This is a genomic window from Caulobacter sp. 05L422, assembly GCF_056397765.1.
Genome location: NZ_JBFTOB010000020.1, coordinates 1 through 23,054, shown reverse-complemented (window position 1 = coordinate 23,054; position 23,054 = coordinate 1). Strand labels below are relative to the sequence as shown.

At 69.7% G+C, this 23,054-nt stretch carries 24 protein-coding genes; 5 read left to right on the top strand and 19 right to left on the bottom strand.

Annotated elements, in window-relative coordinates; all coding sequences use genetic code 11:
* Nucleotides 1–32 precede the first annotated feature (32 nt).
* On the bottom strand, nucleotides 33–863 hold the full coding sequence (locus AC1DMQ_RS18465) for a carbonic anhydrase (protein ID WP_477035018.1): 831 nt from the start codon (nucleotides 861–863) through the stop codon (nucleotides 33–35).
* Between the two features lie 83 nt (nucleotides 864–946).
* Nucleotides 947–1,420 (bottom strand): Lrp/AsnC family transcriptional regulator, encoded by a 474-nt coding sequence (locus AC1DMQ_RS18460; protein WP_477035017.1) that lies wholly within the window; start codon nucleotides 1,418–1,420, stop codon nucleotides 947–949.
* Nucleotides 1,421–1,540: 120 nt separating this feature from the next.
* Here AC1DMQ_RS18460 and ald point away from each other — a divergent pair, with 120 nt between their 5' ends.
* Nucleotides 1,541–2,653, top strand: a complete 1,113-nt coding sequence (gene ald / locus AC1DMQ_RS18455; protein WP_477035016.1) for an alanine dehydrogenase — start codon at nucleotides 1,541–1,543, stop codon at nucleotides 2,651–2,653.
* Nucleotides 2,654–2,699: 46 nt separating this feature from the next.
* On the opposite strand, the gene AC1DMQ_RS18450 is transcribed toward ald, so the two are convergent.
* Complete coding sequence (locus AC1DMQ_RS18450; protein WP_477035015.1) at nucleotides 2,700–3,404, bottom strand: glycosyltransferase family protein; 705 nt, start codon at nucleotides 3,402–3,404, stop codon at nucleotides 2,700–2,702.
* 65 nt (nucleotides 3,405–3,469) lie between these two features.
* Nucleotides 3,470–4,345 (bottom strand): bifunctional regulator KidO, encoded by an 876-nt coding sequence (locus tag AC1DMQ_RS18445; RefSeq protein ID WP_477035014.1) that lies wholly within the window; start codon nucleotides 4,343–4,345, stop codon nucleotides 3,470–3,472.
* Nucleotides 4,346–4,445: 100 nt separating this feature from the next.
* Between AC1DMQ_RS18445 and AC1DMQ_RS18440 the strand changes: the two genes are divergently transcribed.
* On the top strand, nucleotides 4,446–5,453 hold the full coding sequence (locus AC1DMQ_RS18440) for an XdhC family protein (protein ID WP_477035013.1): 1,008 nt from the start codon (nucleotides 4,446–4,448) through the stop codon (nucleotides 5,451–5,453).
* Nucleotides 5,453–5,710, top strand: a complete 258-nt coding sequence (locus AC1DMQ_RS18435) for a hypothetical protein (protein WP_477035012.1) — start codon at nucleotides 5,453–5,455, stop codon at nucleotides 5,708–5,710. The genes AC1DMQ_RS18440 and AC1DMQ_RS18435 overlap by 1 nt, the downstream gene beginning before the upstream one ends.
* Here AC1DMQ_RS18435 and moaC read toward each other — a convergent pair.
* From moaC to moaA, 5 genes are read right to left on the bottom strand one after another with little or no spacing between them, the layout of a single operon-like run.
* Entirely contained in the window at nucleotides 5,707–6,177 is a 471-nt protein-coding gene (gene moaC, locus AC1DMQ_RS18430; RefSeq protein ID WP_477035011.1) for a cyclic pyranopterin monophosphate synthase MoaC, read from the bottom strand. The genes AC1DMQ_RS18435 and moaC overlap by 4 nt on opposite strands.
* A gap of 13 nt (nucleotides 6,178–6,190) precedes the next feature.
* Nucleotides 6,191–6,742, bottom strand: a complete 552-nt coding sequence (moaB, locus tag AC1DMQ_RS18425; protein ID WP_477035010.1) for a molybdenum cofactor biosynthesis protein B — start codon at nucleotides 6,740–6,742, stop codon at nucleotides 6,191–6,193.
* Between the two features lie 11 nt (nucleotides 6,743–6,753).
* A complete protein-coding gene (locus AC1DMQ_RS18420) occupies nucleotides 6,754–7,209 on the bottom strand; it encodes a molybdenum cofactor biosynthesis protein MoaE (RefSeq protein WP_477035009.1) in 456 nt (151 codons plus the stop codon).
* Nucleotides 7,206–7,445, bottom strand: a complete 240-nt coding sequence (locus tag AC1DMQ_RS18415; RefSeq protein WP_477035008.1) for a MoaD/ThiS family protein — start codon at nucleotides 7,443–7,445, stop codon at nucleotides 7,206–7,208. The genes AC1DMQ_RS18420 and AC1DMQ_RS18415 overlap by 4 nt, the downstream gene beginning before the upstream one ends.
* 2 nt (nucleotides 7,446–7,447) lie before the next feature.
* A complete protein-coding gene (gene moaA / locus AC1DMQ_RS18410) occupies nucleotides 7,448–8,494 on the bottom strand; it encodes a GTP 3',8-cyclase MoaA (protein ID WP_477035007.1) in 1,047 nt (348 codons plus the stop codon).
* A 29-nt stretch (nucleotides 8,495–8,523) separates the two neighbouring features.
* On the opposite strand from moaA, the gene AC1DMQ_RS18405 reads away from it, so the two are divergent.
* Nucleotides 8,524–9,150, top strand: a complete 627-nt coding sequence (locus AC1DMQ_RS18405; protein WP_477035006.1) for a nucleotidyltransferase family protein — start codon at nucleotides 8,524–8,526, stop codon at nucleotides 9,148–9,150.
* Nucleotides 9,151–9,154: 4 nt separating this feature from the next.
* Here AC1DMQ_RS18405 and AC1DMQ_RS18400 read toward each other — a convergent pair whose 3' ends face one another.
* The 6 genes from AC1DMQ_RS18400 to AC1DMQ_RS18375 form a co-directional block, all read right to left on the bottom strand.
* Complete coding sequence (locus AC1DMQ_RS18400; protein WP_477035005.1) at nucleotides 9,155–9,571, bottom strand: hypothetical protein; 417 nt, start codon at nucleotides 9,569–9,571, stop codon at nucleotides 9,155–9,157.
* 72 nt (nucleotides 9,572–9,643) lie between these two features.
* Complete coding sequence (locus AC1DMQ_RS18395) at nucleotides 9,644–9,868, bottom strand: hypothetical protein (protein ID WP_477035004.1); 225 nt, start codon at nucleotides 9,866–9,868, stop codon at nucleotides 9,644–9,646.
* 64 nt (nucleotides 9,869–9,932) lie between these two features.
* Nucleotides 9,933–10,280 carry a hypothetical protein gene (locus tag AC1DMQ_RS18390; RefSeq protein ID WP_477035003.1) on the bottom strand — a complete coding sequence of 116 codons (348 nt, stop codon included), beginning with the start codon at nucleotides 10,278–10,280 and terminating at the stop codon, nucleotides 9,933–9,935.
* Between the two features lie 73 nt (nucleotides 10,281–10,353).
* Complete coding sequence (locus AC1DMQ_RS18385; protein WP_477035002.1) at nucleotides 10,354–11,061, bottom strand: helix-turn-helix domain-containing protein; 708 nt, start codon at nucleotides 11,059–11,061, stop codon at nucleotides 10,354–10,356.
* 133 nt (nucleotides 11,062–11,194) lie between these two features.
* Nucleotides 11,195–13,405 carry a xanthine dehydrogenase family protein molybdopterin-binding subunit gene (locus AC1DMQ_RS18380; RefSeq protein ID WP_477035001.1) on the bottom strand — a complete coding sequence of 737 codons (2,211 nt, stop codon included), beginning with the start codon at nucleotides 13,403–13,405 and terminating at the stop codon, nucleotides 11,195–11,197.
* Nucleotides 13,402–13,959, bottom strand: coding sequence for a (2Fe-2S)-binding protein (locus tag AC1DMQ_RS18375; RefSeq protein ID WP_477035000.1), 558 nt, complete (start codon nucleotides 13,957–13,959; stop codon nucleotides 13,402–13,404). Before AC1DMQ_RS18375 ends, AC1DMQ_RS18380 begins: the two co-directional genes overlap by 4 nt.
* A 148-nt stretch (nucleotides 13,960–14,107) precedes the next feature.
* On the opposite strand from AC1DMQ_RS18375, the gene AC1DMQ_RS18370 reads away from it, so the two are divergent.
* The gene (locus AC1DMQ_RS18370; RefSeq protein WP_477034999.1) at nucleotides 14,108–15,004 is read left to right on the top strand and encodes a precorrin-2 dehydrogenase/sirohydrochlorin ferrochelatase family protein; all 897 of its coding nucleotides are present in this window, start codon (nucleotides 14,108–14,110) and stop codon (nucleotides 15,002–15,004) included.
* On the opposite strand, the gene AC1DMQ_RS18365 is transcribed toward AC1DMQ_RS18370, so the two are convergent.
* The 4 genes from AC1DMQ_RS18365 to AC1DMQ_RS18350 form a co-directional block, all read right to left on the bottom strand.
* A complete protein-coding gene (locus AC1DMQ_RS18365) occupies nucleotides 15,001–16,659 on the bottom strand; it encodes an MFS transporter (protein ID WP_477034998.1) in 1,659 nt (552 codons plus the stop codon). The two genes, AC1DMQ_RS18370 and AC1DMQ_RS18365, sit on opposite strands and share 4 nt — an antisense overlap.
* Before the next feature lie 62 nt (nucleotides 16,660–16,721).
* Entirely contained in the window at nucleotides 16,722–19,421 is a 2,700-nt protein-coding gene (locus AC1DMQ_RS18360) for a PAS domain-containing hybrid sensor histidine kinase/response regulator (RefSeq protein ID WP_477034997.1), read from the bottom strand.
* Between the two features lie 87 nt (nucleotides 19,422–19,508).
* Nucleotides 19,509–20,192: a Fe2+-dependent dioxygenase gene (locus AC1DMQ_RS18355; protein ID WP_477034996.1), complete on the bottom strand. Its 684-nt coding sequence runs from the start codon at nucleotides 20,190–20,192 to the stop codon at nucleotides 19,509–19,511.
* Between the two features lie 114 nt (nucleotides 20,193–20,306).
* On the bottom strand, nucleotides 20,307–22,646 hold the full coding sequence (locus tag AC1DMQ_RS18350; protein ID WP_477034995.1) for a TonB-dependent receptor: 2,340 nt from the start codon (nucleotides 22,644–22,646) through the stop codon (nucleotides 20,307–20,309).
* Nucleotides 22,647–23,054 lie beyond the last annotated feature (408 nt).

Here is a 23,054-nt window from a genome sequence, read left to right as displayed (position 1 = left end):
ATGGTCCCTCTCCCCTAGGGAGACGTAAGGCGCTAGGCGTCGAACGCCACCACGCCGGTGGCCAGCTCGTAAGTGGCCGAGACGATCTTCAGTCGGCCCTCGGACAGCTTCTCGGCCAACGTGCCGTCGGCCACCTTCAGGCGGGCGGCGACGTCGCGGACATTCTGGCGGATGGCCGCGTCCTGCAGATCGGCGGGGTGCTTTTCCTGCGCCTCCAGCACCGCCGGGATGATCGGCAGCACCATGTTCAGCAGCGAGCCGTGCAGGTCGGCATGCTTGGTGGCCACGTCCACCGCCGCGCCGACGGCGCCGCACTTGGTGTGGCCCAGCACCACGATCAGCGGCGCGCCCAGGTGCTCGACGGCATAGACGATCGAGCCCAGGCCCTCCTGGCTGACGGTCGAGCCGGCCACGCGGACCACGAACAGTTCGCCCAGATTGCAGTCGAAGACCAGTTCGGGGCCGACGCGGCTGTCGCTGCAGCCGACGATCACCGCGAACGGCCGCTGGCCCTTGGACAGCTCGGCGATCCGCACCAGGGTCGGCAGGGCGATGCTGGCCCCGCCGCGCGCGAAGATGGCGTTGCCCTGCTTGAGGCGGCCCAGCGCCTCGTCGGGACTGACGGCCGGCGGATGCACTTCGGCGGGTTCGACCGCGTTGGGATCTTCCAGCGGCTTGACCTGGGCCAGCGCCTTGTCGAGCGCGGCCTTGTCGGCGGTCTGGGTCTTCAGGGCGCGGCGCGTGCGGCGGCCCTTGCGGGTCAGCACCGACGGCGTCGTGGGATTGTCGCCCTCGGCCCAGGCCAGGACGGGCGCGGCGAGGCCGGCGCCCAGAGCGCCCAGCAGGAGTCGTCTCGAAACCATCTCATCCCCCGACGAGTGCAGCGATTAGGTCGACCCTAGTTCTGGAGGCAAAGGGTTAACCACGCCGCAACGCCGGCCCGGCCTCAAAGCGGCAATTCGACACGTTTGACCACGGTGCGCATGGCGATCGACGAGCTGACCCGGACCACGCCGGGAATTCGGGTCAGGCCCTGGGCGTGCACCCGCTCCAGGTCGTCGACATCGGCCACCACCAGCCGCAGCAGATAGTCCGAGCCGCCGGTCATCAGGTAGCACTCGGCCACTTCGCGGACATTGGCGATCGCCTTCTCGAACGCGCTGAGCGTCGCTTCGGCCTGGGACGACAGGGTGACAGTGACGAACACGCTGAGCGGCAGGCCCACCGCCCGCTCGTCGATCACGGCGGCATAGCGCCCGATCACCCCGGCCTCCTCCAGCGCCTTCACGCGACGCAGGCAGGCGGATTCGGAAAGATTCACCGCCTCGGCCATTTCCACATAGCTGGCCCTGCCGCGTCGCTGGAGCAGATGCAGCAGCTTGCGGTCGAAGGCGTCGAGGATCACCGCAGCTTTTTTCACCGTGAAGGCTCCATGGCGCAGGATTCCTGCATAACACGGATACTGTCACATGAAATGGCCCGGGAACCTGCAGTCTGGCGGGCGTAAACCAGCGTCAAAAGCCATTTGGAGGAGACTATCATGCGCGTTGGAGTGCCTTCCGAGATCAAACCGGGCGAACACCGGGTCGGCCTGACCCCCACCGCAGTGCGCGAGTATGTGGGTCATGGTCACTCGGTGCTGGTCCAGACCGGCGCGGGCCTTGGGGCCGGCTACGGCGACGACCTCTACGTCAAGGCCGGCGCGACCATCGCGCCCGACGCCGACGCGGTGTTCGCGGGCGCCGAACTGATCATCAAGGTCAAGGAACCGCAGAAGATCGAGTGGGAGCGCCTGACGCCCCGCCACATCCTGTTCACCTACCTCCACCTGGCGCCCGATCCGGCCCAGACCGAAGGCCTGCTGGCCTCGGGCTGCGCGGCCATCGCCTACGAGACCGTCACCGACGCGCGCGGCGGCCTGCCGCTGCTGGCCCCGATGTCGGAAGTGGCCGGCCGCATCGCCGTCTTCTCGGCGGCCGAGACCCTGCTCAAGCACAACGGCGGCATGGGCCTGCTGCTCTGCGGCGTGCCCGGCGTTCCCCCGGCGCGCGTGGCGGTGCTGGGCGGCGGCGTGGTCGGCTCCAACGCCGCGCGCATGGCCGCCGGCCTGGGCGCCGAGGTGGTGGTGCTGGAACGCTCGATCCCGCGCATGCGCGAGCTGGACGATCTCTATCAGGGCCGCATCCTGACCCGCTATTCGACGATGGCGGCGGTCGAGGACGAGATCCTCAAGGCCGACGTGATCATCGGCGCGGTGCTGACCGCCGGGGCCGCCGCGCCCAAGCTGGTCAAGCGCGAACACCTGTCGAAGATGAAGCCAGGCTCGGTGCTGGTCGACGTCTCCATCGACCAGGGCGGCTGTTTCGAGACCAGCCACCCGACCACCCACGCCGAGCCGACCTACACGGTCGACGGCGTCGTCCACTACTGCGTGGCCAACATGCCCGGCGCCGCGCCGCGCACCTCGTCCGAGGCCCTGGGCAACGCCACCCTGCCCTTCGGCCTGGCCCTGGCGGACCATGGCCTGGAAGCGCTGAAGAGCAACATCCACCTGGCCAAGGGGCTCAACGTCCTGAACGGCCAACTGACCCACCCGGCCGTGGCCGAGGCGCTGGGCAAGACGTCGGTGGATCCTTACGGCGCTTGGAAGTAGCGACAGGCTGGGGACAGGCCCATGGGCCTGTCCCCGACCGTGTTTCTTAGGCCGCGAACCGTCCCAGGTCCTGGTGGCTCTCCACCAGGTCCAGCACGTCGTGCATCGAGAAGCCGGGATCGGCCGGATACAGCGCGTCGTAGATCGAGCGCGCGAAGGCCAGGTCGGCCGGGGTCTTCACCCGCCAATCATAGTGCGACCAGTCGCGATGGGCCTTGAGGTGGGCCTGGCGGAAACGATCGGGCCGCTCGCGGATGGCGGCGGTCGGCGAGATCATGGCCAGCGGATCGCGGACCTCGGCGGCGGCCATGCGCAGCGCCTCGACGGTGACCACCTCGACCTCGAGGCCGGCCGGAAAGGTGCGCTCGACGCGGTTGGAGGTGTAAGCCGCGCCGCTGACCTGGGCCAGGCGGACGGCCTCGTCGATCACGGCCGGATCGACGAACGGCGCGTCGCCCTTGATGCGGACGATGTGGCTGACCGGGCCGGCGGCCTCGGCGCAGCGGGCGATGCGGTCGAGGATGTCGCTGCCCGAGCCGCGGTGCACGGCGTAGCCGCGCGACACCACCAGACCGGCCAGGCCGTCGTCGTCAGCGGCGTCGCTGGTGGCGACGATGATCTTGTTCAGGCGCCGGGCGCCGCGCAGCCGCTCGAGCTGGCGCAGGATCATCGGCTGACCCTGGAGGGTGGCGACGGCCTTGCCGGGCAGACGCTTGGAGCCCATGCGGGCCTGGACGACGGCGAGGATCATGGCGTTCGTCTCCCTCTTTGTTTCTCAGCTCTTGTTCTGAGGCTGAGCTTCGATTCGCCTGGTCGTCAGGCGACCCAACGTCGCGGGTCCAGGGCCACCGGATCGTCGATGGCCATGTCGTCCCAATCGAGGTCGGGCGGCGGGCTGGAGGCGGCGGCGACCACGGCCGACAGTTCGGCGGCCGAGGTGACGCCCACGAGGACGGCGCTGGCTTCGACGCGCGACAGGGCGAAGCCCAGCGCCGCCTGCAGCGGATCGGAACGGCCCTCGGCGATCATCCGGCGCACCTTCGACAGGCGGCCCGAGGCCCCCTTCAGCTGGGCGGGAACGCGGTCGGGCGGCAGGAACAGCAAGCCGTTGAGGAAGATCGAGCGCAGTTGCACCTCGATCCCCATGCCGGCGATGCGTTGCAGCGAGCCGTCGGCCAGCAGGCGCTGGTCCAGCAGGCTGGCCGGGGCTTGCAGAATGTCGGGCTTGAAACGACGGGCCACGCCCACCGGATCGTCGCTGGCGTGGGCGGCGACGCCGATCTTGGCGAACAGACCCTCGTCGCGCAGGCGGGCCAGGCGCTCCCAGACGGCCGCGCCGTGCGCGCCGAACAGTTCCGAGGGCGAGGAGACGATGACGGCGTCAGCGCGCTCGATCCCCAGGCGGCGCAGGGACGCGCGGGCCTCGGCCTCGACGAAATCAGGACCACGGTCGGCGCGGGCGGCCGCCAGGGTGACGCGGAACGGTACGGGCCGCGGAATCAGATCGCCCAGCACCTGCTCGGCGCGGCCGTAGTTGCCGGACACGTCCAGCACCGACAGACGGGCGCGGGCGGCGATGTTGAGGATGTCGCGGGCTTCGGTTTCCGGAGAACGGGCGCGCGGCGACGCGCTCATGCCGTCCAGTCCGAACTGGGCGGCGGCAAGACCGAGCTTGGAAACGGAAAGCGACATGGAAATCCGTGCGGACTGAACACCAGTGTCGACGAGCCTACGCCCCAAGGTTTGAAGAAGGCGTTTCTGGAAACTTGCCGAGGCGTTAACATGCTTGGCAATGAACCTGCCCGATCACGCCGACACCGACGTGTCTCTCGCCGCCGCCTCCGCGCCTTCCGATTGGCCGCTTCACGGCCTGGCGGAAGACATGCGGCCGGCCCTGGCGAGCGCCCTGGCGCAAGGCCCGGCGGGCCTTGCGACCATCATTTCCCTAGGCGACGGCGGGCCTCGCCCGGTCGGCACGCAGATGGTGTTCGGGGCCGAAAGCCGGGCCGGCTTCCTGTCGGGCGGCTGCATCGAGGCCGACGTCGAGGACCACGCCAGGGCCTGCATGGCCGACGGACGCCCCCGGCGCCTGCTCTATGGCGAAGGCAGCCCCTGGCCCGACATCCGCCTGCTGTGCGGGGCGCGGATCGAGATCTTGGTCGAGCGAATCACGCCGGACGATCCGGCGGCCCGCGAACTGCTGGCCTTGGCCGAGGCCCGGGTTCCGGCGATCTGGATCAGCGACGGCGAACGGCGGCTCTGCGCGCCCTTGCCGGAGTTCGTCTCGGCCTGGCCCGAGGCCTTTTCGCGTCGCTTCGATCCGCCGCCTAGGCTGGTGGTGTTCGGCGGCGACCCGACCGCCCTCGCCGTGGCCGGCCTGGGCGCGCAGTCGGGCTTCCAGACCACCCTGGTGCGGCCCAAGGGCCCGACCTCGCCGCCGCCCCTGCCGGGCGTGGCCTATCGCCGTGACGACGTCGCCTCCGCCGTGGCGGCGATCGGCCTGGACCCCTGGACGGCCGTGGCGATCTGCGGCCACGACGAGGAGGTCGACCACCAGGCCCTGCTGGCCGCTCTGCCCTCGGCCGCGCCCTACGTCGGCCTGCTGGGCGCGCGGCGGCGGCTGGGCGAGCGGCTGGACCGTCTGCGAGCGGCCGGGGTCGGCGAGCGTGACCTTCAGAAGCTGCGCGCGCCGATCGGCCTGGACCTGGGCGGCAAGGCGCCGTTCGAGGTGGCCGTGGCGGTGATCGGCGAGATCATGGCGACCCGGCACGGCCAGCCGGCCCTGGCGCGGCGACTCTGATGAAGCATGCGGGTTCCGAGGCCTTGGACCAGTTGGAGCCGTTGATCGCACGGATCCGCGCCCTGCCCGGCCTGGTCGAGAAGCAGCGCGGAACCTTCTACCGCAAGTCCCGGGCCGTCCTGCATTTCCACGAGGACCCCAAGGGCCTGTTCGCGGATATCCGCGTCGAGGGGGAGGATTTCGAGCGCATCGACGTCACGGACGCGGCCGGCGCCGATCGGCTGGTGGCGATGGCTCGGGCCTGGCTCGAGCCCTAGTCGGCCCGCCAGTCGCCCGACTTGCCGCCAGTCTTCTCGACCAGGCGCACGGCCTCGATGACCATGCCCTTCTCGGCGGCCTTCAGCATGTCGTAGATCGTCAGGCAGGCCACCGACACGGCGGTCAGGGCCTCCATCTCCACGCCCGTCTGGCCCTTCAGCTTGACCCGGGCCATCACCGCCAGCCCGCCCTCGGCCGGCTCGACCGAGACCTCGATCTTGGACAGGGCCAGGGGGTGGCACAGCGGGATCAGGTCGGAAGTTTTCTTGGCCGCCATCACCCCGGCGATCTCGGCCACGGCGCGGACGTCGCCCTTGCGCCCTGTTCCGGACACGGCCAGCTCGAGGGTCGAGGGGCGCATCCGCACGAAGCCGACGGCGATCGCCTCGCGGACCGTCTCGGCCTTGTCGGAGACGTCGACCATGCGGGCGCGGCCCTGGTCGTCGATGTGGGTCAGGCGGGTCACTGTTCCAGCAGTCCTATTGCTCTAGGAGTCGGGGCATCAGTTCGACCATGTTGCAGGGCTTGTGGCGGCTGTCGAGCTGAGCCGAGACCACCTTGTCCCAGCCGTCCTTGACCGCCCCGTTGCTGCCCGGCAGGCAGAACACGAACACCCCGCCGATCAGGCCCGCCGTAGCGCGGCTCTGCAGGGTCGACAGGCCCACCGAGGCGTAGCTGACCAGGTGGAAGACCACCGAGAAGCCGTCGATCTTCTTGTCGAACAGCGGCTCCAGGGCCTCGACCGTGACGTCGCGGCCGGTCAGGCCCGTGCCGCCGGTGCTGACGACGGCGTCGACCTGGCCGCCGGCGATCCAGTCGCGCACCGTCCGGCGGATGGTCTCGATGTCGTCGCGGACCACCGCCCGGCCGGCCAGCTCATGGCCGGCGGCCTTGACCCGATCGATCAGCAGCTGGCCGGAGGTGTCATTGGACTCGTCGCGGGTGTCCGACACGGTCAGGATCGCCACGCGCACCGGCTTGAACGGAAGCTCCGGCTTGATACCGCCGCCGGGGATGAGGCCTGCCGACATCGATTGCTCTCCTAATCCCAGCGCTGCGCGTCGGTCCTATCCTGAGCCGTGGGCTCGATCCAGCGGTCGCCGTCCGGGCCGTGCTCCTTCTTCCAGAAGGGCGCGCGGCTCTTGAGGTAGTCCATCAGGAAGTCGCAGGCCTCGAAGGCGGCGCGGCGATGGCCGGCCGCCGTGGCCACGAAGACGATCGCCTCGCCCGGCGCGACGCGGCCGACGCGATGGACGATGCGGTAGTCGTGCAGGGCGAACCGGGCCTTGGCCTCCTCGGCGAACTGGGCGATCGCCGCATCGGTGAAGCCGGGATAGGCCTCCAGCTCCAGGATCCGGGCCTGGCCCTGTTCGGCCCGCGCCAGGCCTACGAAGCTGGCCACCGCGCCGGTCTCGTCGCGGCCGGCGCAGAAGCTCGTCAACAAAACCCCCGGCTCGAACGCCTCGCCGGTCAGGCTGATGGACGGAAAGGTCGTCATCCGCCGCTCATCGGCGGCAGGAAGGCCACTTCGGTGGCGGCGGCCAGGCTCGCCTCGCCCCGGACGATGGCCTTGTCGACCGCCACCTGCACACCGGGGCCGTCCAGAGCCTCGCCCAGGTCCGGATCGTCGGCGGCGAGAGCAGTGCGCAGGGCGGCCAGGGTCGCGGCCTCGATGGAGCGGTCGCGCCAGCCGGCCTGGTCGGCCAGGCGTCCGAACAACAGCACCCGCGCCATGCTCAGCCGCCTGTCGTCGACATGTGACGGGCCACGGCCGGCCGCGCGCCGTCGATCTGGAAGTCGTGGCCCTGGGGCTTGGTCCCGATGGCCGCGAAGATCGCCCGCTCCAGGTCCGCGTCGTCGGCCCCGCCGCGGATCACCGCCCGCAGGTCGCTGGCGTCGTCGCGACCCAGACAGGTGTGCAAGGTGCCGGTGCAGGTCAGGCGGACCCGATTGCAGGCCTCGCAGAAATTGTGGCTCAGCGGCGTGATCAGGCCCAGCCGCCCGCCGGTTTCCTCGACGCGGACATAGCGGGCCGGCCCGCCCGTGGCGTAGGCCAGGTCCGTCAGGGTCCAGAACGACGAAAGATCGCGGCGGACGTCCTTCAGCGACAGGTACTGGTCGGTGCGGTCCACCTCGACCTCGCCCAGCGGCATGGTCTCGATCAGGGTCATGTCGGCGCCCAGGCCGTGAGCCCACTGGATCAAGGCCGGCAGTTCCTCGGCGTTGTCGTGCTTGAGGGCCACGGCGTTGATCTTGACCTGCAGCCCGACGGCCAGGGCCGCGTCGATCCCCGCCAGCACCTTGGACAGGTCGCCGCCCCGGGTCAGCTTGCGGAACAGGTCGGGCTTGAGGGTGTCGAGCGACACGTTGATCCGCCGCACGCCCAGGCGGGCCAGGTCGGCGGCGTGACCGGCCAGCTGGGTGCCGTTGGTGGTCAGGGTCAGCTCGTCCAGGGCGCCGGACCGCAGATGCCGCGACAGCCGCTCGACCAGGGTCATGATCCCCTTGCGCACCAGCGGCTCGCCGCCGGTCAGCCGCAGCTTGCGCACGCCCAGCTCGACGAAGGCCGTGGCCAAGCGATCCAGCTCCTCCAGCGACAGGACCTCCGCCTTCGGCAGGAAAGTCATGTGCTCGGCCATGCAATAGGTGCAGCGCAGGTCGCAGCGGTCGGTGACCGAGACGCGCAGATAGGTCACCGCGCGGCCGAAGCCGTCGACCAAACGGCTTGGCAGGCGCGGAGAACGGATGACCGCTTGCGCGGGGCTGGCGTCATAGGGCGTCATGTCGGTTCGTAAGATAGGCGTGGGACGGCATGGCGGAAAGTGAAAGCGCGCGGCGCGACGCCGTGATCCTGGCGGCGGGGGCCGGGCGCCGGTTCGCAGAGCACGCCGGCGGCCGCAAGCTGCTGGCGTCGTTCGAGGGCCGCCCGCTGGTGGCCGGGGCCCTGGACGCGGCCTTCGCGGCCCCGGCGCGGCGGGTGCTGCTGATCACCGACGGCGATCCGGACCTGGCCAGGATCGCCAGAGACCATGCCGGATCTCTGGATCGCGGGGACGATCTCGACGTCATCGTCGCCGCCGACGCCGCCGAAGGCATGGGCGCCTCGCTGCGGACGGCCGTCGCCGCCCTGCCCCCGGATTCGGACGGCGTCTTCGTGTTCCTGGGCGACATGCCGCGTGTTTCGTCCGGCGTGACGCGCGACCTGGCGCGGGCGCTGCGCCCGGGCGTCGACGCCGTGGCGCCATGCTTCGCGGGACGACGCGGACATCCCGTGCTGTTCGGAAGGGCCTGCTATCCCGCCCTGCGGAGCCTGGACGGCGATGTCGGCGCGCGGGAGGTCCTGGCCGCGCTGGGCGACCGCCTGGCGCTGATCGACGGCCCGGACGACGGCGTGCTGTTCGATGTCGACCGTCCCGAGGACCTGACCCGCGACGGGTGACCGCTCAGGAGGGGGCGTGGCCATGCCGCCGGCCGCCGGCCCAGGTCCCGAAGGCGATGCACGCCAGGACCCCGTAGCTCCAGATCGCCATGCTGGCCTTCAGCGTGTTGATGGTCACCCGAAGGTCGATCATCACCGCCACGTGCGAGGCCACGATGATCGCCATGAAGGCCGAGGCGATGATCGTCCAGAGACGCCGGGTCCGCATCGAGATCCAGATGAACGCCGCCAGCGCCGCGATGTCGATCGCCAGCACCCCGTAGTCGGCGCTCTGGACTTGCTGGCGGTGGACCAGCAGGGAGCCCAGCCAGTCGGCGAGGAAGGCCGCGCCGATCCAACGGGCGCTCCGATCGCCGCGCCACATCGCGAGCCCGCAGACCAGGACGGCCAGGATCAGGGAGATGATGGTGTGGATCTGCACGGCCGTGGCGCTCGAAACCAAGTTCGAACGCCACCATGCCGCAAGCGTGGTTCGGAGAATAGCAACCTGTGGTCAGTGCCGCGTGCGGCGGCCTTCCCACAGGATGGTCTTCACCTCCTGGATGATGCTCAGCGCGCCGTCAGTGTCGCCGGCCTCGTCGAGGGCGACCAACTGGGGCATCAGCACGGACAGGATCCGGCGCTGGACGGGCCCGAGGGTGCGCAGGTGCTGGCGGAATTCCTGCAGCTCGTCGGCCGTCGAGTCCTGCGGTTGCTGAACGGTCTGGGCGGTGCTCATTGCACGTCATCTTTCATGGGTCGTGCGCGGTTCGGGCCGTGCACGGACGAGGTGGAATATCGGATCAGGCGGCCAGGCCGCCGCGTACGGCGTGCAGGCCGCTGGTGCGCGGCTCTTCCGGACCCTTGTCCAGGTCGCCGCCGGCCATGGCGCCGCAACCGATCTGGCTGCGCACGGCGGCCAGGGCGCTGTGGGTCTCGATGATCGTCCGGCGGGCGGAAACGATGTGGGCCAGGGTCTCGCCCAGGTTGGCGACGGCTTCCTGGCCGAGCACGGCCGACAGCTTGGTCTCGAGCCGGAGCGAGGGCAGCAGACCCATCAGCTCGGCGGTTTCGCGCAGGGCGGCGTCGATCGCGGCTTCGGCGCGCATCAGCTTTGCAGCGCCCGCGCGGGCGGCTTCGGTGCGTTTCATGGCATGACTCTCCCGGTCGCACGGGTCCCCCCCGCACGTTCAAGTCGATGAAATTGTTTCTGGAAATTCGGCGTCAGTGCGCCGGAGGCGGGCTCCAGCCCTCGCGGAACCGCTGAAGGGCGTAGAGGAATTCATGGGCGCCCATCGTGACCGTCCCGAGCAGGATTCCGCCCAGGGTGGCGACGGCGAGGATCAGGCCCAGCCACTGCAAGGGCGTCAGGTCATCGCGCCAACTCCTTCCGTACGGAGCGGCGTGTCGTCCGCCAGGAAGGCCGTCGCGGCCAGGACCCTCAGGAGCAGCTTGCCAGGCGGATCGCCCGCCGCCTGCGCCTTGCGCAGCGCCGAGACCGTCTCCGAGACCAGGCGGCCGCGTTCCGGGGTTCCCGCCATCAAGATCAGCCCCTCTTCCAGGGACTGCCAGCTTGCGATGAAGAAGGCCGAGGCCGGGTTCGGAGTGTTCGTGGAAGATTTCGTCATGGCTGCTCTCGCTGTTGAAACGAGAAGAGACCTCTGACTGGGCCATGGCTAGGTCGGCCGATTGCTTACGGTAGTCATTACCGGGGTCGGTTTCCCAGGCGATGAACGCCAGGGCGGCGTCGCGGCGGTTCAGGCCGGCCAGGCGGCGGCGCGCGCTGAGCACGTGCATCTCGACCGTCTTGGGCGAGAGCCGCAGCAGACGGGCGATTTCCTTGGACTGTCGATGCTGAGCGATAAGCCGCAGAATCTCCCGCTCGCGAGGAGTCAGCCGCTCAAAGCCCAGGTTGTCGCCAGCGTCCACCATGCCGCTAAAATGGTTCGCGGCTCGCCTTACGTCCAGCAAGACTTGACTGATCGTGTCCCTGGAGGGCGCGTCACGTCAAAACCGCATCGAATTTCGCTACGTCTGGCGGCCTTTATTGTCGATCGCGTGACAGTCAGACCTCGGCGCGAACAAAAGGCAGGCGCTGGGTCGGGGTCTTGGAAAGCGCCAGAAGGGCGTTGGCCACCGCGGGGGCGATGACCGGCGTTCCCGGCTCGCCCACGCCGCTGGGCGGGTTGCCGGAAGGCACGACATAGGTCTCGACCGTCGGCGCCTCGTTGATCCGCAGCACGCGGTAGGTGTCGAAATTGCTCTGGTCGACCCGACCGTCCGTCAACGTGATCTCGCCGTAGAGCGCCGCCGACAGGCCGTAGCAGGTGCCGCCCTCGACCTGGGCCGCCACCTGGTTCGGCGCGACCGCCACGCCGCAGTCGATCGCCGTCACCACGCGGCCCACCCGGGGCTGGCCGTCGACCAGCTTGACCTCGGCCACCTGGGCGACGACCGAGCCGAAGCTCTCGTGCACCGCCACGCCGCGCGTGTAGCCCGCGGCCGGCGCGGGACCGGCCTTTTCGACCGCCAGGTTCAGGGCCGCCAGATGGCGCGCGCCCTCCGGGCCGATCTTGGTGTAGAGCGCCCGGCGGTACTCGACCGGGTCCTTGCCGGCCTTCAGGGCCAACTGGTCAATGGTGTGCTCCATGACGAAGGCGGTGTGGGTCGCGCCCACCGACCGCCACCACAGCACCGGCACGCCGCCTTCCGGCGTGGCCAACTGGGCGTCGACGATGGGCGTGGCCTTCAGATAGGGAGAGCCGGCCGTTCCCTCGATCGCGGTCTGGTCGGGACCCTTCGCCTTCATGGGCGAGTCCTTCATGATCGACTGGGTGACGATTCGATGGCGCCAGGTCGCCGGATAGCCGTCCTTGTCCAGCGTCACCCGCACGGCGTGGTGGATCAGCGGCCGGTAATAGCCGGCCCGCATGTCGTCCTCGCGCGTCCAGATCAGCTTCACCGGCCGGCCGCGGCCGACCTTCTGGGCGATGGTCACGCACTCGGCCGCGTAGTCGGACTGGAAATTGGCCCGCCGCCCGAACGAGCCGCCGGCGTACAGGGTCTCGATCTCGACCGAACCGGGCAGGGTCTTGACGATCTTGGCCGCGTTCATCTGGTCCAGGGTCTGGGCCTGGGAGCCGTGGATCAGCTTGACCTTGTTGCCGTCGACGATGGCCACGCAGTTCATCGGCTCCATGGTGGCGTGGGCCAGGTAGGGGAAGTCGTAGGTGGTCTCGAAGACCTGGGCGCCCCCTTTTGAAGGATTGGGGCCGGCCGAGGCGGCCGCCGCGTCGCCCTTGGAGTCGAAGGCCTGCCACTCCAGATCGGCGGGACCCTTGCCGGCGGCGATGTCGCGCCACTGCTGGGCGATCGTCGCCGAGCTTCGGGTCTCGGCCTTGCCCTCGTCCCACTCGACCTTCAGCGCCTCGCGGCCCATGCGGGCGGCGTAGGTGGTGTCGGCGACCACCGCGACCCCGGTCGGAATCTCGTAGACGTCGACGACTCCGGCCACCTTCTTGGCGTCGTCGCCGTTGAAGCTCTTCACCTTGCCGCCGAAACGCGGCGCGTGGGCGACCACCGCCACCAGCATGTCCGGCAGCTGGACATCCTGGGTGTAGCGGGCGGTCCCGTTGCTCTTGATCAGGCTGTCCTTGCGGCGCACCCGATCGGTGCCGATCAGGGTGAAGGTCTTGGGATCCTTCAGGGTCGGGTTCTCGGGCGGCGTCACCTTGGCGGCGTCGACGATCAGCTCGCCGAAGCCCGCGCTCTTGCCGCTGGCGTGGCCGACCACCCCGTCCTTGACGGTGATCTGGCCGACCGGGACGTTCCACCGGGTCGCCGCCGCCTGGACGAACATCGCCCGCGCGCCGGCCCCGGCCTTGCGCAGTTGCTCCCAGGAATTGGAGATCGCCGACGAGCCGCCGGTCAGTTGGATGCCCGAGCCGGTGTTGGCGTAGAGCTTGGCGTTGGCCGGGGCGTGGACGACCTTCACCCGGCTCCAGTCGGCGTCCAGCTCCTCGGCGACGATGGCCGCCAGGCCCGCGTGATTGCCCTGGCCGAACTCGATGTGCTTGGACAGCACCGTCACCGCGCCGTCCGGATCGAACTGGATGAACGGCCCGAACGCGCCCGGTTCGACCTTGGAGCCGGCGCTCATCAGCTCGGCCGGCGAACAGCCGACCAGCAAGGCGCCGCCGGCCAAGACGGCGCCGACCACCACGTCGCGGCGGCTGACGCCCTCTTGGCCCTGCGGCTTCTGGAAGGGCGCGTTCATTGGCCCACTCCGCGACCGGTCGAGCCCGAGGCGGCGGCGATCTCGTCGTCGACGTCGTTCGAGGCCACGGGTTTGGCGGCGGCCGGAGCGGCGACCGTCGGGGCCGCGGCCAGGCCGGCGGCGTCCTTGATGGCGGCGCGGATGCGCTGGTAGGTGCCGCAGCGACAGATGTTGCCGCTCATGGCGTTGTCGATGTCCTCGTCGCTGGGCGACTTGGTGGCGGCCAGCAAGGCGGCGGCCGACATGATCTGGCCGGACTGGCAGTAGCCGCACTGGGGCACGTCGTGCCTGACCCAGGCCTGCTGCAGCGGGTGCTCGCCGCCCAGGCTCTCGATCGTGGCGATCTTGGCGCCGGCCAGCGCCGCGATCGGCGTCACGCAGGAGCGCACCGGGTCGCCGTTGACGTGGACCGTGCAGGCCCCGCACTGGGCCATGCCGCAGCCGAACTTGGTGCCGGTCAGGCCCAGCTCGTCGCGTAGCACCCACAGCAGGGGCGTCTCGGGGGCGGCCTTCACGGCGACCGTCTTGCCGTTGATGTCCAACGTCGACGTCATGGCTTTCGCCTCCCAAGCGAAAAGCGGGGCCCGACGACCCAGCTTGGCCGAATCTAACACTGCTCAAACCCAAACCCGCCAGTGAAATCTTGGTTCAGGCAGGCTAGCCTGACACGCACGTTCGTTTGCTTTGTTCAGGACCCGCGCCTTGGATTCCTTCCCCGCCTACTTCCCCCTGGCCGGCCGCAAGGTCGTGATCGCCGGCAGCGGCGAGGCCGCCGACAACAAGGCGCGGCTGTTTGACGGGTCGCCGGCGACGCTGGTGCGGGTCGACGGCCACGCCGCCTTCCTGCCGGGAACCTACGCCGGCGCGATCCTGGCCTTCGTGGCCGGCGACGACGAGGTCTTCCTTCAGAGCGCGGCCAGCGCCGCTCGGGCCGCTCGGGTCTTGGTCAACGTCGTCGACAAGCCGGCGATGAGCGACTTCAACACCCCGGCGGTGATCGACCGCGGCGAGGTGGTGGCGGCCGTCGGCACCGGCGGCGCCTCGCCCACCCTGGCCACCAAGCTGCGCAACGACATCGAGGCCCAGGTGCCGGAAGGCTCGGGCCGGGTGGCGGCCCTGCTTCGCAAGTTCCAGGACGAGGTGCGCGGCGCCCTGCCCGCCATGCACGAGCGCCGGGCCTTCCTGCGCGACGCCGTAGCCGGCGAAGCCGCCCAGGCGGCCATGGCCGGCGACATGGAAAAGGCCGGCCAATTGTTCCGCCAGGCCCTGGCCAAGGGCGTCGGCCGCGAGGGCAAGGTGCGGTTCATCGCCGGCAAAGGGCCTTCGGACCTGCTGACGCTGCGCGCGCTCCGGGCGCTGGGATCGGCCGACGTGCTGATCGCCGACGAGGGCGCCGACGCGGAGGTCGTGACCATGGCCCGCCGCGACGTGAACCGGATGGAACCAGCCGAAGCAAGCGCCGAGACGCTGGTGGCGCTGGCCAAGGAAGGCAAGCAGATCGTCCGGCTCATCGTGGCCCCGGTCGATCCGGCGCTGGTCCAGGCCCTCGCCGCAGCCTCGGTGGCGGTCGAGGTGCTGATGGCCGCGCCCGCCGTCTAGTCCAGCGACCGGTCCTTGGTCTCGGGCAGCAGGAACAGGGTCGTCAGCACGCTGATCAGGGTGAAGACCACGGGGTACCAGAGCCCGGCATAGATGTTTCCCACCGCCGCCACGATAGCGAAGGCGCTGAACGGCACGAACCCGCCGATCCAGCCCGTGCCGATGTGGTAGGGCAGCGACAGGGCGGTGTAGCGCACTCTTGTCGGGAAAAGCTCGACGAGGGCCGCGGCCAACGGTCCGTACAGGGCGGTGGCGGCGACCACGAACACCAGCAGGACGCCGAACACGCCCCACCAGTTCATCCGCGCCGGATCGGCCTTGGCCGGATAGCCGGCCTTGACCAGGGCGGCCTTGATGGCGGCTTCGCCGGCGGTCTTCACCGCCTTGGCGTCCGCGGCCGGCAGGTCCTTGGCGCTTCGCGAGACGATGCGGGTCTCGCCCACCTGGACGACGGCCGCCGCGCCGGCCGGGCCGACACGGTTGGCGTAGGACACCCCGGCGTTGGCCAGGGCGCTCTTGGCGATGTCGCACGACGAGACGAAGGCGGCCTTGCCGATCGGGTCGAACTGCAGGGCGCAGTCCTTGGGATCGGCGGTCACGGTGACCGGCGCCCTGGTCGAGGCTTCGGCCAGGGCCGGATTGGCCGCCCGCTCCAGCAGGTGGAAGCCGGGGAAGTAGAAGACCAGGGCCAGGGTCATGCCGCCCAACATCACCGGCTTTCTGCCGATCCTGTCGGACAGCCAGCCAAACACGACATAGAACACCGCGCTGACCGCGGCGGCGGCCATCATCAGGCCGTTGATCGTGCCCGGCGCGACCTTCAGGAACTTCTCCATGAAGGTCTGGATGTAGAAGAAGGTCGTGTACCAGACCGCGCCCTGGGCCGACATGACGGCGAAGAAGGCCAGCAGCACCAGCTTGAGGTTCTTCCACTGACCGAAGGCCTCGGCATAGGGCCCCTTGGACGCCGCGCCCTCTTCCTTCATCCGGGCGAAGGTCGGGCTTTCACTGAGCTTCAGACGCATCCAGACCGAGACCGCCAGCAGGCCGATCGAAACGGCGAAGGGGATACGCCAGCCCCAGGCGTCGAAGGCGGTCGGCCCGGCAACCTCGCCCAGCAGCCAACGGGTCGCCAGGATGACCAGCAGCGCCGCGAACAGACCCATCGACGCCGAACTCTGCACCCAGGCGGTCGAGCGGCCGCGCTGGTGCGGCGGCGAATGCTCGGCCACGTAGATCGCCGCGCCGCCGTACTCGCCGCCCAGGGCGAAACCCTGCACGCAGCGCAGGATGATCAGCAGGATCGGCGAGATGATCCCCGCCTGCTGGTAGGTGGGCAGCAGGGCGATGGCGAAGGTCGCGCCGCCCATCAGCAGCACCGTGGCCAGGAACGCGCCCTTGCGGCCGGCCTGGTCGCCGATCTTGCCGAACACCAGGGCGCCCAGCGGCCGGAAGGCGAAGCCCACGCCGAACAGGGCCAGGGCGGCCACGTAGCCGGCCGTGTCGGACAGACCCGTGAAGAAGGTCTTGGAGATCACCTGGGCCAGGCTGCCGAAGATGAAGAAGTCGTACCACTCGAAGGCGGTGCCCGCGGAGGAAGCCGCCACCACCGTGCGCATCGACGCGCGGTCCTCACCCTGAGCCTGGGCCGTCATGCGTGGCTTCCCCCATGTTCTTGGGGGAAATGCTTAGCGCGGTTTCGGGCGGGCTGGAAAGCCTAGGCCACCGCCGCCTCGTCCCCAACCTGGCCGCCCGCCAGCCGGATGATCTCGCCGATCAGGGCGGCGGGGGAGATCGGCTTGGCGGCGACGCCGTCCATGCCCGCGGCCAGATAGGCGGCGCGCTGGTGCGACAAGACGTTGGCGGTCAGGGCGATGATCGGGGTGCGGGCCGCGGGGCTGGGCAGGTTGCGGATGCGTCGGGCGGCTTCCAGCCCGTCGATGCCGGGCATCTGCACGTCCATGAGGATCAGGTCGAAGCCCCGCGCCGCCGTGGTCACGCCGTCCAGCCCGTCCTCGGCCGTCTCGACCTTGGCGCCCAGCTGCTCGAGGATGCGGCGGGCGACCAGGCGGTTGGTGGCGTTGTCCTCGACCACCAGGATCTTCAGGCCCTGCAGCAGGCCGTCGGCCATCTCCGCCTCGACGGCCCGCGCCTGGGCCGGCGGCGCGGCGATGGTCAGCAGGAAGGTCGAGCCGACGCCCTCGCGGGAGGTGAAGCCGACCTCGCCGCCCATCATCTGGGCCAGGCGCCGGGTGATGGCCAGGCCCAGACCCGACCCGCCGAACCGGCGGGTGGTGCTGGCGTCGGCCTGCTGGAAACGCTCGAACAGCCGCGCCTGGGCCTCGGCGGCGATGCCGACCCCGGTGTCGATCACCTCGAAGGCGACGCGCGGCCCGGCCTCGTCTCCATCCCCCTCCAGCCGACGGACCTTCAAGGTCACCGAACCGGCCAGGGTGAACTTCACGGCGTTGCCCACCAGGTTGAACAGCGCCTGGCGCAACCGGCTGGGGTCGGTGAGGATCAAGCCGAGGTCGGGGGCGTCGACCCGCAGCTCCAGCCCCTTGTGCTCGGCCTGGGCTCGCAGCAGCCGCGCCACGCTCGTGGCCAGTTCGCTGGGATCGACCGCCTCGCGGGTGACGTCCAGCCGTCCGGCCTCGATCCGCGAGAAGTCGATCACGTCGTCCAGCAGGGTCGACAGCATCCGCCCGCAGGCCAGGGCCTCGCCCAGCAGATGGTCGGCCTCGCCCGGCAGCTTCTCGCGCTTGAGCAGGTGCATGACCCCCAGCACCCCGTTCATCGGCGTGCGGATCTCGTGGCTCATATTGGCCAGGAACTGGGCCTTGGCGTCGTTGGCGGCCTGGGCGGCGCGCTCGGCCTCGACCAGGGCCAGCTCGGCGCGTTTCTTGTCGTCGATGTCGAGGATCAGGCCGAACGCCTTGCGGATGCGGCCGCTCGCGTCCGTCCGCACCTCGTGGAAGATGCGGATCCAGCGCTCGTCGCCGCTGGGCGTGACCACCCGCACGTCGAATGAGCGTCCCTTGGAGCTCAGATGCCCTTCCTGATGGCCCTGCCAGTCCCCGGCGGCCTCGTAGACCGCCGCCACGTCGTCGGGATGGATCATCGGCCAGACGGCGCTGCGCACGTCGTCATAGGTGACCCGGCGGCCCAGGATGCGATGGAACTCGGGCGAGCCCCAGAAGCCCTTGCCCGCATGGTCGATCTCGTAGACCCCCGCCTGGGCCGCGCCTAGGGCCACCCGCAGCCGCCGGGCGTTGGCGCGCGCCTCGCGGCGGGCCTCCGACAAGGCCGTGACGTCGTCCATGTAGGTGATGACGCCGACGATCTCGCCCTGGGCGTCGCGCCAGGGACGGGCCTCCCAGCGCAGGGTGTGGCTGCGGCCGTGACCGTCGTGCAGCTGATCCTCGCGCCGCACCACCGTCTCGCCCGTCAGGGCGCGCTCGACGGCGCGGACGAAGCGCTTGCGGGCTCCCGAGGTCAGCTCGTGCAGGGTGCGGCCGATGACCTCCGCCTCGGTGGCCTGGAAGGTCTCCAGGAAGCGCGGGCTGACCACCTGCAGGCGCAGATCGCGGTCGTAGAGCGCCACGGCGAACGGGGCCTCCTCGACCAGCCGGCGGGCCTGGCGCTCGCCCCAGACCGCGGCGTCGCGGGTGCGGGCCACGTCGGTGACGTTCTGGGAGATGCCCTTCAGGGCGAACAGGCCGTCGGCGCGCGGTTCGGTGCGGAAGGTGGCGCGGTAGGTGAACCATTGGCCGCCGGCCCCACGCAGGCGGTGCTCGATCGTGCCGCCCACGCCCGTGCGCACGGCGCGGTCGAAGGCCTCGGCCAGGGCGTCGCGCTCGGCCGGGTCCAGCCGGTCGTAGAACTGCTCGGGACGGGCGATGGTCGCCGCGCCCAAGCCGGTGGTCTCCAGCAGATCGCGGGACCACTCGATGTATTTCTCGTGCGGCTCGTAGCTCCACATGCCGACGCCGGCCGAGGAGGCCAGCAGGTCGCGGGTCTGGCGGGCGGCGGCGACCTCGGCGCGGCGGGCCATGTCGGCGGTGACGTCGCGCAGGGCGCCGATCGTCTCGCCGTTGGGCCCCAGGCGCGAACTGCCCTCCAGCCAGACCCAGCCGCCGGTCTTGCAGGTCACCTTCAGGCGGTGGGAGGCCTCGCCGGAGGCGCGGATCAGGGCGGCGGTCTCGACGAACTCCTGGCGCGAGTCCGGGTGCACGAAGCGCAGGGCGGGCTGGCCTATCAGGTCCTGGGGGGTCCAGCCGGTCACCCGCGTCCAGGCCGGATTGACCGTGGCGAACCGCCCCCTCGACACCACGGCGAACAGATCGTGCGAATGGTCGAAGAACCATTGCGCGCTCTCCGCGTCGCTCAGTTGTGGGGATTTCGAGGGCGAGGTCATCGCGGCTCCAGGAAACGGACGCCGGATGGTGAAGCTCAAGGGTAAACTTATGGTTGGCGTCGGCGATCATTGTTCGCCGACCGCGTGTCAGACCTCGGCCCACATCCGCAGAAGGTTGTGATAGGTCCCCGTCAGCGACAGCACCGAGGCGTCCGTGGAGCCCACCGCGCCGGACAGGCGCTGGATCGAAACGTCCATGTCCAGCAGCAGGGCCCGCTTGGCGTCGTCGCGCACCAGGCTCTGGATCCAGAAGAAGCTGGCGGTGCGGACGCCGCGGGTCACCTGGGTGACGTGGTGCAGGCTGGAGGCCGGATAGAGGATCGCCGCGCCCGCCGCCAGCTTGACCAGGTGGCTGCCGTAGCTGTCCTCGACCACCAGTTCGCCGCCGTCATAGTCGTCCGGATCGCTGAGGAAGACGGTGATCGACAGGTCGGTGCGCAGGGGCTGGCCGGTCGAGGGATCGCGGCGGATCGCGTTGTCGACATGGTCGGCGAAGCCCATGCCGACGCCATAGCGGTTGAACAGCGGCGGCAGGATGGTGCGCGGCAGGGCGGCCGAGACGAACAGCGGATTGGCCTGCAGGGCCTGGACGATCAGCGACCCGACCTCGCGGGCCGCCGCGCCGTCCTGCGGCAGCTGCTGGTTGTTCTTGGCCATCGCCGCCTGGAAGCCCGAGGTGGCGTTGCCGTCGACCCAGTCGGCGGCGTCGAGCACGGCCCGGCAGTGGGCGACCTCGTCGGGCGTCAGGACGTCGGGGATCTGGATCATCATGATCCTTCTCCTAGCAAGAAATCGGCTCCTGGCAGAAATAGGACCTCGCCCGGGAGGGGCCGCTCCCGGGCGAGGCTTTGAGCGTCAGGACGAGCACTCCGGGGAGGAGAAGGCTCAGTACTTGACGTTCAAGGTCAGGATCGCCTGCCGGCCGGGAGCCGGGTCGGCGTGGTGGGTGCCGTTGGTCTTGGTGAAATAGCGCTCGTCGGTCAGGTTCTGGACGTTCAGCTGCAGGTCCATCTTGTCGTTGATCGTGTAGCTGGCGAAGGCGTCGTAGCGCCAATAGGACGGCAGGTAGATGCCGTTGGCGCCGCCGCCGGCCCCGCCCTGGTTGCCGCCGAAGGTCTTGGAGACGTAGTAGGCGCCGCCGCCCAGCGACAGCGGGCGGATCACGCGATAGGTCGTGAACAGGCTGAAGGTGTTCTTCGGCGTGTTGGCCAGCGGGTCGCCCTGGTTGACGCCGTTATAGGCGCCGCGGACCAGTTCGCTGTCCATGTAGGTGTAGCCGCCGAACGCCTGCCACTTGGGCGTGATGTTGCCGGACACGCCCAGCTCGACGCCCTGGACCTGGGTCTCGCCGACCTGCTGGTAGAAACCCGGGTCGGTCTGGATCTGGGCGTTCTTGCGGGTGGTCTTGAACAGCGCCGCCGACAGGGCCAGGGCGTCGTTGAACACGTTGACCTTGGCGCCCAGCTCGAAGCTTTCGCTGTCTTCCGGCTCCAGCACGGTGTTGGCCAGGTTGCCCGTGCCGTTGTTGCCGTTGCTGTTCTGGTCGCCGGCCGAGATGCCCGGCGGGGTCGAGGCGGTGCCGTACGAGATGTAGACGCTGCTGTCCTCGGTCGGCTTGTAGACCAGGCCGGCCTGATAGTTGGTGAAGCTCCACTCGGCGTTGCGATAGGTGATGCCGGTGACGGTGAACACGCCCTGGGCCTGGCTCAGCGTGTAGTCGTGGCCGAGGCTCCGGTAGTTGTCGTGGCGAATGCCCAGGTTCAGCAGCCACTTGTCGCCGAACTTGAGGGTGTCGAACGCGTAGATCGCCGCCGTCTTGCTGATGTTGTAGTTGGCCGGAGCGCGGTTGACGACGCCCGTCCACGGATCGTTGGCGTTCGGGGCGAAGACGTTGGTGCAGTCGCCCTCGCCCAGATTGGCCTTGAAGGTTCCGGTCCAGACATAGCCGGTCGGGCAGGCCGCGCCACTGGTGGTGAAGGTGGAATAGGTGGCGTTGAGGTTCTTCTCGCGGCTCAGCTCGACGCCGACGTCGAAGCTGTGCTCGATCGCGCCGGTCGTGACCTTGCCGTGCAGGTCGGTGACCGCCGCCAGGGTCGTGGTGGGGTTCCAGCGGGTCTTGGGACCGCGCTTCATCCACCAGACGCCGTTGATGAACTGGGCCGGGCCCGCGTCGCCGGGATTGGTCAGGATGTAGTCGTTCAGCGTCTTGGAGTAGCGCAGCACCTGGCGGACGCCGAGGTTCTCGCTGATCTGGTGATCGATCGACAGGGTGCCGATGTCGGCCTTGGTCTTCTGGTAGTCGCGCGACTTCAGGCCATAGAAGGTGTCGCGGTCGACCTTGAGGATGCCCGAGGCGTCGCGCGGCTGGCTCGGAACCTTGGTGAACAGCGGCAGGCCGTAGTCGGGCATGTTGTTGCCGTCGAGGTGGTAGTAGCTGGCCACCACCTGGGTCGGGCCGTTCAGGCCGAAGGCCACCGAAGGCGCGATCGCCCAGCGATCGAAGTCCACCGCCTTGCGGCCGGGCGTGTTGCCTTGCGTGCCCAGCAGGTTCACGCGCACCGCGACGCTGTCGTTGATCTTGTGGTTCAGGTCGACCGTGGCGCGGACGTATTCGTCAGTGCCGACGCCCAGCGAGCCGGTGGCGAAGTCGTCGGCCTTGGGGCTCTTGGAGGTCAGGTTGATGCTGCCGCCGCCCGAGCCGCGGCCGCTATAGGCCGAGTCCGGCCCCTTCACGACTTCCACCTGCTCGAGGTTGAAAACCTCGCGGGTCTGGCCGCCGCTGTCGCGGACGCCGTCGACGAAGATGTTGTTGCCCGAGGCCTGGCCGCGGATGAACGGACGATCGGCCAGCGGCTGGCCGCCCTCGCCCGCCCCGAAGGTGATGCCCGGCGAGGTGCGCAGGATGTCCTGCAGCGAGGTCGCGGCGGTCTGTTCGATGATCCTGCGCGGAATGACCGTGATGGCCTTGGGCGTGTCGACCAGCGGCGCGGTGATCTTGGTCGTCTGGACCTCGGCGGTGCGCTTGCCGTCGATCTTGACGCCCGAGACCTCGGTGCTGGTGTCGGCCGGCGCGGTGGCGACCGCGGCGTCGGCGTCAGGGGCGGCGGCGGCAAAGGCCGTCGGGGCCATGGCCAGCCCGGCCAGGCCGGCGACGGCGGCGACGCCCAGGGCGCTGCGGGCCTGGCTGCGGACGCCGGCGACGGCGGGCTTGGAAATCTTTTGCATGTCTGAAACCCCAGCAGGCCGTCGGGAGAGCGCGGCCCTTTGTCGTAATTGCGACGCGTTCTTATCTGGAGCGTTGCCAGTGTGCAATGATAATCATTCTCAGAAATGTCCGATCTTGACCCTCCGCCCCCTATGGGGGCGGACAGACCGCGAAGCGGTCAGGTGGGGGCAAGTGTTCGCGGGCACGGCGCTGCATGCTCACGCGGTCTCCCGCTGAGGAAATGGAAAGGGTCGCGGAGCGCCGGACGACGTCCGGAGTTCTTTGAATGAATACCGTTTCGACGAAGCCGACCGCTCCGCGCCATCGTTATCCGCCAGCATCCGGTGGGCAGCCCTGTTGAGGCTTAGCCGGACCCGATCCCTGTCGTTTCCGACGAGATCAGCCGCCGGGGGCGCGGGCCAATGGGC